General features: G+C 36.0%; 15 protein-coding genes. 9 read left to right on the top strand and 6 right to left on the bottom strand.

The features are described from left to right. Nucleotides 1–136 precede the first annotated feature (136 nt). The 8 genes from lolB to A9G24_RS01790 all read left to right on the top strand — a co-directional run bounded on the left by lolB (nt 137) and on the right by A9G24_RS01790 (nt 6,226). Entirely contained in the window at nt 137–757 is a 621-nt protein-coding gene (gene lolB / locus A9G24_RS01820) for a lipoprotein insertase outer membrane protein LolB (RefSeq protein ID WP_065587323.1), read from the top strand. A gap of 12 nt (nt 758–769) precedes the next feature. Beyond that, entirely contained in the window at nt 770–1,609 is an 840-nt protein-coding gene (ispE, locus tag A9G24_RS01815) for a 4-(cytidine 5'-diphospho)-2-C-methyl-D-erythritol kinase (protein WP_081303042.1), read from the top strand. Between the two features lie 263 nt (nt 1,610–1,872). After that, nucleotides 1,873–2,187, top strand: a complete 315-nt coding sequence (locus tag A9G24_RS13270) for an Ada metal-binding domain-containing protein (RefSeq protein WP_065637514.1) — start codon at nt 1,873–1,875, stop codon at nt 2,185–2,187. An 11-nt stretch (nt 2,188–2,198) separates the two neighbouring features. Then, entirely contained in the window at nt 2,199–2,540 is a 342-nt protein-coding gene (locus tag A9G24_RS12980) for a helix-turn-helix domain-containing protein (protein ID WP_218056192.1), read from the top strand. Between the two features lie 114 nt (nt 2,541–2,654). Next, on the top strand, nt 2,655–2,945 hold the full coding sequence (locus tag A9G24_RS12975; RefSeq protein ID WP_218056185.1) for a methylated-DNA--[protein]-cysteine S-methyltransferase: 291 nt from the start codon (nt 2,655–2,657) through the stop codon (nt 2,943–2,945). Between the two features lie 236 nt (nt 2,946–3,181). Next, a complete protein-coding gene (gene apt, locus A9G24_RS01800) occupies nt 3,182–3,733 on the top strand; it encodes an adenine phosphoribosyltransferase (protein WP_065637513.1) in 552 nt (183 codons plus the stop codon). Nucleotides 3,734–4,005: 272 nt separating this feature from the next. Continuing rightward, nucleotides 4,006–4,776, top strand: coding sequence for a dimethylargininase (gene ddaH / locus A9G24_RS01795; protein ID WP_065637512.1), 771 nt, complete (start codon nt 4,006–4,008; stop codon nt 4,774–4,776). Between the two features lie 49 nt (nt 4,777–4,825). Continuing rightward, nucleotides 4,826–6,226: a basic amino acid/polyamine antiporter gene (locus A9G24_RS01790; RefSeq protein ID WP_065637511.1), complete on the top strand. Its 1,401-nt coding sequence runs from the start codon at nt 4,826–4,828 to the stop codon at nt 6,224–6,226. Between the two features lie 231 nt (nt 6,227–6,457). Here A9G24_RS01790 and A9G24_RS01785 read toward each other — a convergent pair whose 3' ends face one another. Together A9G24_RS01785 and nfi are read right to left on the bottom strand one after the other, a co-directional pair. After that, nucleotides 6,458–7,204, bottom strand: coding sequence for a tRNA1(Val) (adenine(37)-N6)-methyltransferase (locus A9G24_RS01785; protein WP_065637510.1), 747 nt, complete (start codon nt 7,202–7,204; stop codon nt 6,458–6,460). After that, the gene (gene nfi, locus A9G24_RS01780; RefSeq protein ID WP_065637572.1) at nt 7,194–7,859 is read right to left on the bottom strand and encodes a deoxyribonuclease V; all 666 of its coding nucleotides are present in this window, start codon (nt 7,857–7,859) and stop codon (nt 7,194–7,196) included. Before nfi ends, A9G24_RS01785 begins: the two co-directional genes overlap by 11 nt. 60 nt (nt 7,860–7,919) lie before the next feature. On the opposite strand from nfi, the gene A9G24_RS01775 reads away from it, so the two are divergent. Beyond that, a complete protein-coding gene (locus A9G24_RS01775; RefSeq protein WP_065637509.1) occupies nt 7,920–8,501 on the top strand; it encodes an IMPACT family protein in 582 nt (193 codons plus the stop codon). 252 nt (nt 8,502–8,753) lie between these two features. Here A9G24_RS01775 and A9G24_RS01770 read toward each other — a convergent pair whose 3' ends face one another. The 4 genes from A9G24_RS01770 to A9G24_RS01750 form a co-directional block, all read right to left on the bottom strand. Next, complete coding sequence (locus A9G24_RS01770) at nt 8,754–9,656, bottom strand: hypothetical protein (RefSeq protein ID WP_065637508.1); 903 nt, start codon at nt 9,654–9,656, stop codon at nt 8,754–8,756. Between the two features lie 833 nt (nt 9,657–10,489). Beyond that, the gene (locus A9G24_RS01765; protein ID WP_065637507.1) at nt 10,490–11,629 is read right to left on the bottom strand and encodes a hypothetical protein; all 1,140 of its coding nucleotides are present in this window, start codon (nt 11,627–11,629) and stop codon (nt 10,490–10,492) included. Nucleotides 11,630–11,706: 77 nt separating this feature from the next. After that, the gene (locus tag A9G24_RS01760; RefSeq protein ID WP_065637506.1) at nt 11,707–12,084 is read right to left on the bottom strand and encodes a hypothetical protein; all 378 of its coding nucleotides are present in this window, start codon (nt 12,082–12,084) and stop codon (nt 11,707–11,709) included. Between the two features lie 900 nt (nt 12,085–12,984). Continuing rightward, nucleotides 12,985–13,655: IS3 family transposase (locus A9G24_RS01750; protein ID WP_081303040.1), on the bottom strand; the 671-nt coding region annotated here is incomplete at its 5' end.

Genomic DNA, 13,655 nt, shown 5'->3' with positions numbered 1-13,655 from the left:
ATATACTATTTTGTTAAACGTGCTTAAGCCTATATTATACATAAAAAACACTAAAGGTTCTTTTTCTTATTTAGACGATTATCAGTTATAATACTGCTATCATTGGCACATACACTATCAATTAAAGAGTTATTTCATGTCTAAAATTAAATATGCTTTTATTGTCATGCTATCTTTATTTATCACAGCTTGCCAAGCAACAAAATCTCAAAGTACCGCTTCAATTGAACAACAATGGCAAGTTCATCAACAAAATCTAAAACAAATAAACGCTTTTCAAGTGAAAGGTAGTATCGCTTATATAAGTGATAAATCGCGTAGTTATGGACGATTTTTAATAACTCAACAATCAACCGATAATTATCAAGTCAAATTGACCACCCCCGTCGGTACCAATATTCTAACCTTAAAAGCCGAGCCTAATTCTGCTCAATTGATTGATAGACATGGTGGAAGTTACCAAGATGCCAATGTTGAAAATCTCATGAAAAAAATATCTAACGTAAATATCCCACTGAATTCGTTACACAATTGGCTAAAAGGATTTTCAGACAATATCTATACTGACAAATTAGACAATTTTGGACGATTAGTTTCAACCGTATTTATGCAAAACAATAATAAATGGACATTAAAAATTCCAAGTTACGCAACTTATACCTATAAAAATCAAAAGATTGATTTGCCTGCTACAATCGAACTTATGCATGATGACAAAGTTGTTCGATTAAAAATTAGTGACTGGATTTTACGATAACGGAAAATAGTGATGAAACAGTGGTTATCACCTGCTAAATTAAATTTATTTTTATATATTACTGGTCGTCGTGCTGACAAGTATCATAATTTACAAACGTTGTTTCAATTTATTGATTATTGTGACACTGTAACGTTTAGCGTGCGTAAAGATAATAAAATTAACTTATTAACCGATTTTGCAAACATACCGACTAATAAAAACTTAATGGTTATTGCTGCTGAACAATTAAAAACTTATACCAATCGCAATAATTTAGGTGTGGATATCACAATTGATAAAAAGATCCCAATGGGGGGGGGATTGGGCGGCGCATCGTCCAATGCAGCAACAGTATTAGTGGCACTTAATCAGTTATGGCAACTTAACTTATCAACTGAAACATTAATGAACATAGGACGAAAAATTGGTGCCGATGTCCCTATTTTTATTTATGGACACGCTGCTTTTGCCGAAGGAATTGGCGATCAATTTCAGCCTGTAGATATACCAGAATATTGGTACCTAGTTACTTACCCTAATATTGAAATATCTACAGTTAAAATTTTTAATGATCCTGAACTAACTCGTGACACACCGGTCCAAAACATCACTGATTTGCTTTCATTGCCGTTTAACGAATTGAAAAATGATTGTGAAAACGTTGTTCGAAAACGTTACCCTAAAGTAGACAGTATCATTGCTTATCTTTCACAATATGGTACTACCCGGTTAACTGGAACTGGTGCATGTGTTTTTACACAATGTGAATCAAAACAACAAGCATTAACCATTCAAGACAAACTTAAAACATTCTCAATCCATAGTGTTGTGGCTAAATCATTAAACTCTTCACCTTTATACACAAATTAAAAAAACCTTAATCAAAAAATATTATTAATATGGTTAAGGTTTTTTATAAATAATGCCAATGTTTAAATATTCAATAAACTACATTTTTGCCATGCGTTAATCTTGCGATCACCAATAATATTTAAACCCAAATCAGACTAAACAACAAAATAAAAAATAATTGTTTTTTTTTCGGTTGCAACGTTTCGTGTTTATTTAATATGCTAACCGGATTGCTGGTCACTCAGTTATTAAATTAACTAAAATTGAGACCTTTAAAAATTATGCTTATTACCAATGTCGACAAAATAAAACAATACTATCAAGCTTTACTAGCAAAGGATCAGCACTATATTGGGGTATTCTACGCTGGCGTCAAAACAACATCGATATTTTGTATTGAAACTTGCCGAGCAAAGAAACCAAAATTTGAAAATGTAGAATTTTTTAGCTCTGTTAAAGAAGCCCTTGATGCAGGATATCGCCCTTGTAAAATTTGTAAGCCACTGAAAACGCAAATGAAGCACCGCCAGAAGTATTTAAAGCTATCACATGAATTACATAAAAACCCAAAACAAAAATATCGGATACACGATTAAAAGAACATTAAATAAGTCCCGAAACAGTCAGACGTTGGTTCAAAAAACACGATGGTATCACTTTCCAATCCTACCAAAGAATGTATCGAATTAATCATGCCTTTCAAGAGTTTAAAGTCGGCAAAAATGTCATCAATACCGCTTATGATACAGGGTATGAATCTTTAAGTGGCTTTGGATATACCTATAAAAAATCACCAAAAATGCCCCCATTAATGAGCATTAACCAAGACATTATCCTCATTAATCGCTTAACAACGCCGTTAGGCTCTATGTTTATATGTTCCACTAATCAAGGGATCTGCTTATTAGAATTTGTCGACAGACGAATACTAGAAACCGAATTCGAATAGCTGTAAAAGCAGTTGAAATTGCAGATAATTTTTGGAGATAACAAGCACATATAATAAACAAAAAAAGAACTTATTGAGTACTTTCAAGGAAAAAGACAACATTTTAATGTCCTTTTGCATACTCTAGGAACGGATTTTCAGCAAACCGTTTGGTGCTATTTAAAGCAAATTCCTTATGGAAAGCTAACTATTTATAAAGAACAAGCAGAAAAGATCAATAATCCACATGCTATACGTGCAGTTGCAAACGCAAATGGGTGTAATCGAGTCGCAATTATCATACCTTGTCACAAGGTTATTGGATCAAATGGTGAATTAATGGGATATGGCGGAGGATTAGAACGAAAACGCTGGTTAATTGAACACGAAAAGAATCACTCAAACCAAAATAAAATGCTTGTGTAAAAATTTGTAAAAAACTGTAAAAAACATAAAGTGTTTAAAAAGTATTTTTTACGACATGGTATTATTTATAATATTAATTACTATAAAGGCTAATGACACTAATATATTTATATTAACTTACAAGAATTGCTGGTTTTCAGTATGATATTACGGTTTCTTTATTGCAACTAAAAAGTTTGCAGGTATATAATGAAAAATTAGCAACTCTTATAGAAAAAGACTTAGAGAGCATTTAAATGAATCAGTTACAAGAAAAACTTGAATTAATTAAAAACAGCATTCTTACCATTCCTAATTACCCAAAAGAAGGGGTATTGTTTCGTGATATCACCAGTTTACTTGCTGATCCCATTGCATTTAAAACCACTGTTGAATTATTAATTGAACATTATCGTAATAAAAAAATTGACAAAGTAGTAGGCACAGAAGCTCGAGGCTTTATTTTTGCAGCGCCAATTGCGCTCGCATTGGGTGTAGGTTTTATTCCTGTTCGTAAACCTAATAAATTGCCTCGTCACGTATTTAAAGAAGAATATCAACTTGAATATGGCACAGACACATTAGAAATTCACACAGATGCCATTAAACCGGGTGAACGAGTATTAATTATTGATGATTTACTTGCTACAGGTGGAACAATTGCCGCAACGGCTAATTTAATTCGTAAAGCAGGTGGTATTGCCGAAAATGCCGCATTTGTGATCAACTTACCCGATTTAGGTGGCAAAACCAAGTTAACGGATATGGGGATTGATTGCTTTACCTTAGTTAATTTTGACGGTGAATAATGATTATCATTAAGGGCACGCTTGGTGCCCTTTTTTCATTTTAAGTACCTTTAATTTGTTTTCCTTTCTAAAATAAAACCAGTAAATTATTTTTATTGCATACAAAAAATAGATATGTACGCCTCACTTCATCTAAATTCAGATGTATTAATCAAAATAACAAATCAATAAAAATTCACTAAAACGAATAAAAACACATTTTATGGCTTGATAAAGCTTTAAATGTGAATTATTATTCATTAATAAAGCATAATTATTTAAAGGGAAATAAAATGAAAAAATTTAACCATATTATTGCAAGAACCCCCGCTAAATCACTTATTAACGGTTTAACGTCAGCTAACTTGGGTAAACCTGATTATCAAAAAGCCTTAGATCAACATAACAATTATATTCGTGCATTACAGCAGTGCGATGTTGATATCACCATTTTACCCGCCGATGAACGTTTTCCTGATTCAGTCTTTGTTGAAGATGCCGTGCTTTGCACACCATATTGTGCCATTATTACAAGACCTGGAGCCGAAAGCCGCAGGGAAGAAACTGAAATTATCGCTGACACCATCGAAAGATTTTATCCAAATAAAGTGGAAAGAATTAACGCTCCTGGTACAGTTGAAGCGGGCGATATAATGATGGTTGAAAACCACTACTACATTGGCTTATCGGCTCGAACCAACCAAGCTGGTGCTAACCAAATGATAGCTATTTTAGAAAAGTACGGATTAACTGGCTCAGTAGTTAAGCTCGAAAAAGTGTTACATCTAAAAACGGGTCTTGCTTATTTAGAAAATAACAACTTATTAGCAGCAGGCGAATTTATCACTAAACCCGAATTTCAACACCTTAATATTATTGAAATCCCTGAGCAAGAAAGTTATGCGGCTAACTGCATATGGGTTAACGACCGCGTTATTATGCCAGCAGGCTATCCAATTACAAAAGGAAAAATCGCAAAGCTTGGTTACCAAGTTATCGAAGTGGATACCTCTGAATATCAAAAAATAGATGGTGGCGTAAGTTGCATGTCATTACGATTTTAAAATGATTGAATAAAAAACTACTAATACTCAACTTAACAATAAGCGAACTATGAATACACCAATACAAAAAAAGCTAGGCATACTTCCCCTTACCCTATTAGTTGTTGGCAGTATTGTAGGAAGTGGAGTTTTTAGCCTACCACAAAACATGGCCGAAGGGTCAGGGACTGCAGGGATTTTAATTGCATGGACAATAACCCTTTTGGGCATGTTCATGCTAACACGGGTATTTCAGTATTTATCGATCCGATTTTACAAAATCAATGATGGATTATACGGCTATGTACGAGAAGGATTTGGCGATTATATCGGCTTTAATGCAGCATGGGGATACTGGATATCAGCATGGATGTCGTGTACTAGCTACTTAGTTATTTTATTTAGCGCATTAGGATCTTTTGATAGCTTAAACTTCTTTGGTCATGGCACCACATTACCGGCGGTTATTGCGGCTATTTTATTGTTATGGATAGTACATTATTTTGTATTGAAAGGAATATATCGCGCCTTTTTATTAAATTGTTTAGTGACATTAGCTAAAATTGTGCCTATCGGTTTATTTATTGTTTGTGTTAGTCTCGCCTTTAAAATCTCGACATTTAAGATCGACTTTTGGGGAACACCGCAATTAGGATCAATTATTGATCAAGTTGAAAACACCATGCTTTATACCGTTTGGGTTTATTTAGGAATTGAAAGCGCAACGGTTTATGCAACGAGGGCCAAAAATATCATCAGTATTAGCCGTGCCACCTTTTTTGGCTTTGCCATTACCAGCTTATTGCTTGTTTGCGTATCTGTGTTATCGCTTGGCATTGTACCGCAACAAGAACTGGCGCAAATGAAAAACCCATCAATGGCCTTAGTCATTGAACGTGTCATTGGTAACTGGGGTGCAACCTTGATCAACTTCGGCTTAATCGTGTCGGTCAGTGGCGGATTATTATCATGGCTAATGCTAGCCGCTGAAATGCTATTTTTAAGCGGTCAAGGCAAACAACACACGGTGCCGAGTTGCTTTGGTAAACTCAACAAAGCAGGCACGCCTTCCAACGCATTATGGTTAACAACAAGCTTAATAACGGTATTAATTATCCTTGCTCATTTCTATCAATCGGGCTACAACACCTTAATCCAGTTATCAACCTCAATGGTGCTGATCCCCTACTTGCTTTCGGCGCTTTTTGTTTTCAAATTAGCTATTCAACAAGGCAAAGTTTATTTAATTATGATTGGCGCTTTAGGATCGATTTATGGAGTATGGTTGATTTATGCTGGTGGTACAACTTATTTATTACTTTCCATGATACTCTATAGTGTGGGACTAGGTTTTTACCTCTATGCTAGAAAGGAACGATCTTTACCAGCATTTAGTTACTTACACGACAAAGTTTATGCTATTGCAATTATCCTATTAGCTATCATCGCTATTTTATACTTCTTGATCTGATCACATAGTTTAGTCGAGGCTTTTTAACAATCTCCAAAAGCCTCATATGAGCAAAAAATACGAATATATAAAAGGTATGCAAGCGGCTTAAATAATAAGTTATATTTGTATATAACATTACTTTTATGCTTTAACTTGTGTGAATGAAAATTTCTTTTTATCAAGATTTATTACTTACTATCAAATAACTTAGAGTCACTATGAAATTAAAAATAAATAAGAATCTAAACGTTATTTTCGAAACAGATAAAAATCAGCTAATAACGTTCTAAATGCTTGAGAGTAGCGCCCATCATTATCTCGCATACACAATTGCTGCTGATCAACCTTATTAGGTTGGATAAATGAAAAAACCATCAACGACAATGAAAAACCTTTTTCTGCACTATATCTAACATTCATCAATTGGTGTAAATATAACTGGTTAGATTCACATAATAACCTAAACTGATTGGATAAATGATAAGGTAAAACTAAACAAAATTGACCTACGGGGCTTAATAAACGCTTAACCGTGTCAATAAGCTGTTGAAAGTTTAAACTTTCGGTATAGCGTGCTAATTGCCTTTGAGGATTACGGCAATCAACGGCGGATTCAAAATAAGGGGGATTGGTCACAATCAAATCATAGCCCACGGCATGACTTGGCTCAAATTGATTAATGTCGATATTAATCGCGTTAACTGTAGTAAACCCAGCTTGCTGGCTATTTTGCTGACATTGTGTCACTGCCTGCACATCAATATCAATCGCATCAATTTGACAGCGATTATCTTCTAATCGCTGAGCTAACATCAACGCAATTACGCCACAACCACAGCCAATATCCAGTATTTTTTGCGGAACAGAACAAATTGGCGCCCATGCGCCTAACAAACAACTATCGGTTGTTACCTTCATTGGACTTTTGTCGTGCCCAACAAAAAAACGTTTAAAGGTAAAGCCACCTTTTTTTAATGGTAATGGATTATTCTGCATGGATAAACTTCTTAAACAAAGGTTTATTTGACGCAATCGCATCAGCCCAGCGCGTTGGTTCAGGCAAACGATAGCCACGCAAGCATAAATTAACCCATTTTAAAGCGCTATCTTGGCTCACTCGATGACCTGCCGAAATAAATAAAGGATTGCAATTATTTTTACTACATAGCACCCAACCAATCTGTTTTTGCTTATCTTGCAACGGCGTGACACTACCCGCTTGTTTTGGCAATGGTTCATACTGACCACACAACTTTTTTTTAGCTACACCAATCGTTGGCATATCTAGCAACAAACCTAAATGACTTGCAATACCTAAACGCCGAGGGTGAGCAACGCCTTGTCCATCAACGAACAATAAATCGGGTTTCTGTGTTACCTGCTGCCATGCCTCGATCAGTGCTGGATACTCACGAAAAGATAAATAACCAGGAATATAAGGAAACTGTGTTTTTATTCGAGCAATATGGTATTCAACAACCTTAAAATCAGGATAAGTAAGAACAACAATTGCAGCTCTCGTCACATGACCATCATCTTCAAAGCCTACATCGGTTCCACCAATAAATTTAATCGACTGACAAAACGTATCAGTTAATATCACTTTCTTAGCTAACATCTGTTGTGTTTGCTTTAATTGTTCTAAATTAATAGACATTTTGATTCTGTTCAGTATTATTATCCACAATAAATTGATTTTACCAGAATTAGCATGCCATATACATTAGCAAATCCCGTTGAACTAACAGAAGAAATAAAAAAAAGCCGCTTTATTGTCAATGCTGCGCCAGTTACATCAGCCGAACAAGCCACCGACTTTATTAACCAAATCAGTGATCCCAACGCTACTCACAACTGCTGGGCATGGAAGATTGGACAACAATATCGATTTAACGACGATGGCGAACCCACCAGCACTGCCGGTCGCCCTATTCTTTCAGCCATTGAAGGGCAAGATTGCGATCAAGTGGTTGTGGTGGTAACTCGCTACTTTGGTGGCATAAAATTAGGTACTGGAGGATTAATTCGTGCCTATGGCGGTTCGGCTAGCCACTGCTTACAACAAGCTGAGCTAATTGAACTCATTGCTCGCATAACGCTACAATTTCACTGCTATTATAACGAATGGCCAATTATCGAAAATCGTCTAAAGGAACTTGATTCCATTGTTGAAAATCAAGAGTTTGATGCTGAAGGTGTAAAAGTAAGCGTCGCTATCACAAAAGACAAATTGCAACTCCTACAAAAAAACGTTAGCGACATCACTCGTGGACGAGTTATTATTGAACCATAAAAATAACTTAGGCAGATTATTGATTTTATTTAATTTTTTAAAAATTAATTTTTTATTGACTATTTTCTGTTGTAGCAAGTTTAATTTTTAAGAAAAGTGCTTTTGGACTTTAAGTCATTAAAATGCAAAACTCTCAGGCTTTGCTATTTTGGTTCTCCTCCTCGCACTGGAATTTTATTTTTTTATTGATTATTCTTTATTAATATCAGAATATCATCAGCGCCATAAAGATTAATAACTAAGTCATAAAAACTAAGGGGTGGTGCAAAGGCCGTAATTGTTGGATGAGCAAAACAAATAAATATCACCATTATCTGCGCCCACATCAAACTGGCAGTCCCTCTTCGTCGTGTCACTTGTCCAGTAATTTTGGGCAATAAAATCCGCACCAGTGTAACGATACATAAAGCCCCACTCCGAAAATAATCCAGCACCTATTCTACGCTGATAATGATTACCTGTTGATGGCGGTATCGCACTGGTAGAGCCTTGGCAATGTAAACCTTCACCAAGACCCGAACAAACAGCGTTAGTCAGATCCTTAACCTGTGGCACACGGTAATCCAAACCACTGCACCAAGTTACCATATCAGGATAGTGATATAATTCAGCGCCTCTAACCACGAACCATTTCTGCAGAACAAATCCATATTTAATTACCTCTTTCCCCTCTCTATCTCGACCAACTAACTCAAAGGTCTGCGGTAACCTTGGCTTAGCAATTCGACTAGGATAAGAATTGAACCATTGATTTCTTGCCTCTGGACCTGTTAGTGTAACGCGAAATTCAACATCGCATTGGGCATTACATTTTGTTTTTCTGGTCACTGTAGCGGTAATTCCCTCATGCGTAATTGGCGTTCCCCATGTTAATTCGTCGGCCTCTCCCCTTATGATTAAATCAAAATATAACCCATTTGCGCCCGTTGTCGGAAAATTTAGGTTGTATGATGTCTGATCGGTTGATTGAACCAAGAATCCATGATCTGGATGCCATATATCAGCAGGGCCTGCGAAATGGAGTCCACCAAACTCAAGATAGGGCTTAACAAATTTAAGCTCACCCCATTGTGACGGTGGCAGTATTATGGCATCACTACGATTACCCGTTCGAACCTTTTTGCCATTCGCCTGTACATTCCATGAAGAAGACAATAATAACAATATCAATACTAACAGAAATTTTCGGAATAATTTTGATAATAATTTGAAAAATAACTTTGAAGATATAAACGTGGCGGGGTTAAAAATCCGACTAGTGTGTTTATCTGATAAATTTAAGACATAGGTTTGCCAGTGCTGGTGTCTGGTGTCTGGTGTCTAAAATGATAATGCATTACGGTTCACCCGTCAAGTAAATTATTGATTTATTTTAATTTTTATATTTATTTAATAATCTATTCCTTTAAGGTGTTAAAGTATAGCCATTTTAAAAAAACTTGGCTAGTTTTTTTATGCAATTTTTTAATTAGAATACGGTGTTAGGTTTTGGCGTTACAGTAGGTATAACACGAATCTCTATTACTACAAAAAATATTAACAATATTACTTGGTAAACAAGTTATTTTTGAGTTAAAAAACTAACCAACTATTATTCGCAAATTTACTATGTACCTTAAATTATTAGCTAACAGTATAAGGAATTATATAAAAAAATATTAGTACTTATTACTGCCATGTTTTTATTTGGATGTAATGAAAAACCTTATACTGTAGAAGATTTTTAAAATAACAAAAAAAGACTAAATGAATATCGAAAAAAAAACGTGTAAACGGAGAAATAGATGACGATAGTTTAAATTGTCAAAATTTGCACAAAGCAATGGTTGGACTTCGTAGACCAACTAATACAGGAAAATGGGCTAACTAAATTAAAGATCTAAAGTCGCTTTAGGTAACTTTTAAAATTTTATATGTGGAATAATATGACACGGCTTTATAAAAGCCGATTTTCCCGTCGGCTTGTTTAGTGATTTTGAATTTTTCTGCTATGGTGTTACGCAAACTGCACGATTAACGGCACGATAATCGTGAAAATCATAACTGTAAGGAAACCCGAAAGCTGAATGAACTCCAAGTCCTTTTCCATTACGATGAGAATCTACCGCATTCACCCCTACACTTCGAATCCAATACCCTATATAGATATCCCAGTCACTGCCTGGATAACCGCTACATCTAATACTTTCCAAATCTACTGCATTAAAATTGTTAACAATACACCCCCATTCATTAAATAGCCCACCTTGCCACTTTGTTGAGCTTTCTTGATAACTTAATTGACGAACAGGTAAGCCAACGCGAACACTATTTTCGGCTCTTCCTGGAATACCACCTCGCCAGCCATAACGACTTGCATTTGCATTCGTATAGTCATTTACATCCGGTATTCGATAGCCACTACCAAAACTTGCACAATAATTACTAACTTGTGTTTGGGCATTAGAACCATTACCTGTACCACGATAATTAACACTTGGCTGAGCTATATACCAGCGCATTATTTTAAATTCATATAATAATTTTGTCTTCGAACTATCGGCATATAGTTTGAATGTGACAGGTGTAAAACTCTTATTACTTGAGTTATATCTTGGTCCTTTCAAGGTTATTTTTAAACTTGGCTCAGCATTACCTAATGCCCCTGAGTTATTATAATTTCTATATTGCCAACGCGGTGTATTCTCTGTGCTCAATGTCAAACTGACATTACCGCCTTCTTCTGCCCTTACCTCGTTACCATTAGCTGCTAACACTTGAGCCGGGGTTATATTTTTAAGTAACAAATAAAAAAACAACCCATGCGAACCTGTGCTTGGGAAGTTATTGCTAGTAACCGATGACGCCTCATTATAATTTCCACTATTCGAAGCACTTAATACCTTATACCCCTTATTAGCCACCCACGTCGAACCATCAACATTAAGCCCCATCCCATTAGAAGAGCTGTCAAAAGCCAAATTAGGTTGGGCATAGCACACCGATACAATTGCCCTATTGGGATTGATATAATAGGTATGACTTCCACTGGCAAAGGCGATACGATCTGGTACACCATATCGCGTCTGTAACTGACCGCCCGATGAACTAATGGTTAACCTATAGGGCGAATCACAAACATTTAGCAAACTATTAGGGTTACGCTTAACGATTGAGGTAATGTCTTCATAGGCATTGCTGGCGTTCTTACTTTCCCACTTTACCGTTACACTTCCTGTCGCACTGATGCCATCATCACATCATCATCTCGCCCGTAGTTATATGGAGCATTCACGACATCATTGAGATTGATAATCGGGTAGTTATTATTGCCAAATCGAGGAAACGGGACCATACTTTGTATCGTTTCAAAAGTATCCAAATCGTTCGGTAATTCAATCGGATTGGTTGCACTTGAGTTATCTTCGTTCGCTTTAATTGTTGTTCCGTCCGATAACGTGATACCCAACAATGAACTAATATCATTCGCTTTTGTTACCCCGCCATCAAACGTTAAATAAGGCGCCGTGCCATGAATATCCAGCGAAGTCTGCGCCGATAATGCCTGCGAATTCACCGAATACGAAAGTAATAGCAGCGGCATAAAAGCCAGTGGGAACTTGGATAGTAACTTGGAAATCGGCGATAGCCTTGGTGACAATTCTGCCGATAAATCCAGCTATTTCGCAAGGTTGGGCGATAAAAATAGGAATTGAGTCTGATTTTGACTATGATGAAATTGGAAAAGATTTAGGACACAAGTTTGGCAGGCTAGATGCCAAGTATGATAGCGCATAACGATCACTCAACCACTTAATTTGTTGTTTTGATTTTAGTTTTTAAACTTTCCTGCTCAACTAATGAGCGCGCCTTGCTTTAATGGCGGTGAAATTATAATCGTTTGATTAATAATGCGATAGTTTTTTGTTAAATATTTGTAATGACTCGTTAAGCTAATAAGGTTAATATTTTGTTGGAGTGCTTTGGAAAATGATTTTGGTGGTATTTTTTAATCAAAAAATCTAGATTACACAATGAAGTGCAATTCATCTTAACTCCTTAGAATAAAAGGAAGCAGGGCTTTTAAACTTATGCTGTTTTCTTGGGCGTGAGTTCAATAAATATTGTATTTTCTTTATCTGTTCGTCGTCAACTAATAAAATGGCCGCTGACTTAGGTATAAACTGACGTATTAAGCCATAGCTGTTTTTTCGCCTTTTCCGAGCGAGGTTTTGAGTTTCTTTTTATCTCACGATCTATTGTCGAAGGTTTGCTATTGAGTAGCTAGACCATCTCTTTTTTATTCTTTCCGGCTTGTAATAATACGAAAATCGGGTATCGTTCCTTCCTAGAAAGGTGTTTATAATGCATAGCAATTTCCAAACTGTGGTGGTGCAAAGCAGCTAGTATAAATCACTTTCTACTTTCTTCACTCCACCGAGTTTAAAATTGCACTTCATGTTTTGTAAATACCCCAAACTTAGTACAAGATTCAAGTAGAAAATCATGCTGTTTGTTTTAGTGTTTTATACTCAATCGGCGTCATGTTATTTAATGCCTCATGCGGTCTTTCGGTGTTATAAATCGTTAACCATTCTTCGGTTATTCTCCTTGCTTGTGCTAAGTTGTTAAAAAGATATAAATCGAGTACTTCAGTACGATAGGTACGATTAAATCGTTCAATGTACCCGTTTTGATATGGGCTACCGGGCTGGATATAATCAATGGCTATATCATGTGATTTAGCCCAGTTTATAAAGGTTTTTCCTGTAAATTCTGGTCCATTATCGACGCGTATTTTTAATGGATACCCATGATATTCAGCCAGTTTATCTAAGTAACGGGTAATCCTTCCTGCTGGTAAGCTTACTGCAATATCAATACCTAACGCCTCACGATTAAAGTCATCGATGACATTGAATGTCCTAAAGCGACGTTGATTACAGCTACTATCACTCATAAAATCCATTGACCAACATTCACCTTGTTTATTAGGAACCAATAGCTTTTCTGGTGTTCGTTGGGGGATACGTTTTTTACGTTTAGCTCTAATATTAAGTTTTAACTCACAATACACCCGATACACCCGTTTATGATTCCATTTATAGCCGAGCTTTCTGATGCGATTAAAACATTTGGGAAAGCCCCAGCGTAAATGCCGGTCTGTGATAGCAT

Source organism: Gilliamella sp. App6-5, from assembly GCF_001690525.1.
GTDB lineage: Bacteria > Pseudomonadota > Gammaproteobacteria > Enterobacterales > Orbaceae > Gilliamella > Gilliamella apicola_H.
This window is presented reverse-complemented; position numbering and strand designations above follow the sequence as displayed.

Excerpts from the sequence above, each read along its gene's own strand:
- A9G24_RS01760 (WP_065637506.1), bottom strand. The coding sequence starts at position 12,084 with ATGCCGCTGCTATTACTTTCGTATTCGGTGAATTCGCAGGCATTATCG.
- A9G24_RS01775 (WP_065637509.1), top strand. The coding sequence starts at position 7,920 with ATGCCATATACATTAGCAAATCCCGTTGAACTAACAGAAGAAATAAAA.
- lolB (WP_065587323.1), top strand. The coding sequence starts at position 137 with ATGTCTAAAATTAAATATGCTTTTATTGTCATGCTATCTTTATTTATC.
- A9G24_RS01785 (WP_065637510.1), bottom strand. The coding sequence starts at position 7,204 with ATGCAGAATAATCCATTACCATTAAAAAAAGGTGGCTTTACCTTTAAA.
- ispE (WP_081303042.1), top strand. The coding sequence starts at position 770 with ATGAAACAGTGGTTATCACCTGCTAAATTAAATTTATTTTTATATATT.
- apt (WP_065637513.1), top strand. The coding sequence starts at position 3,182 with ATGAATCAGTTACAAGAAAAACTTGAATTAATTAAAAACAGCATTCTT.
- ddaH (WP_065637512.1), top strand. The coding sequence starts at position 4,006 with ATGAAAAAATTTAACCATATTATTGCAAGAACCCCCGCTAAATCACTT.
- A9G24_RS13270 (WP_065637514.1), top strand. The coding sequence starts at position 1,873 with ATGCTTATTACCAATGTCGACAAAATAAAACAATACTATCAAGCTTTA.
- A9G24_RS01790 (WP_065637511.1), top strand. The coding sequence starts at position 4,826 with ATGAATACACCAATACAAAAAAAGCTAGGCATACTTCCCCTTACCCTA.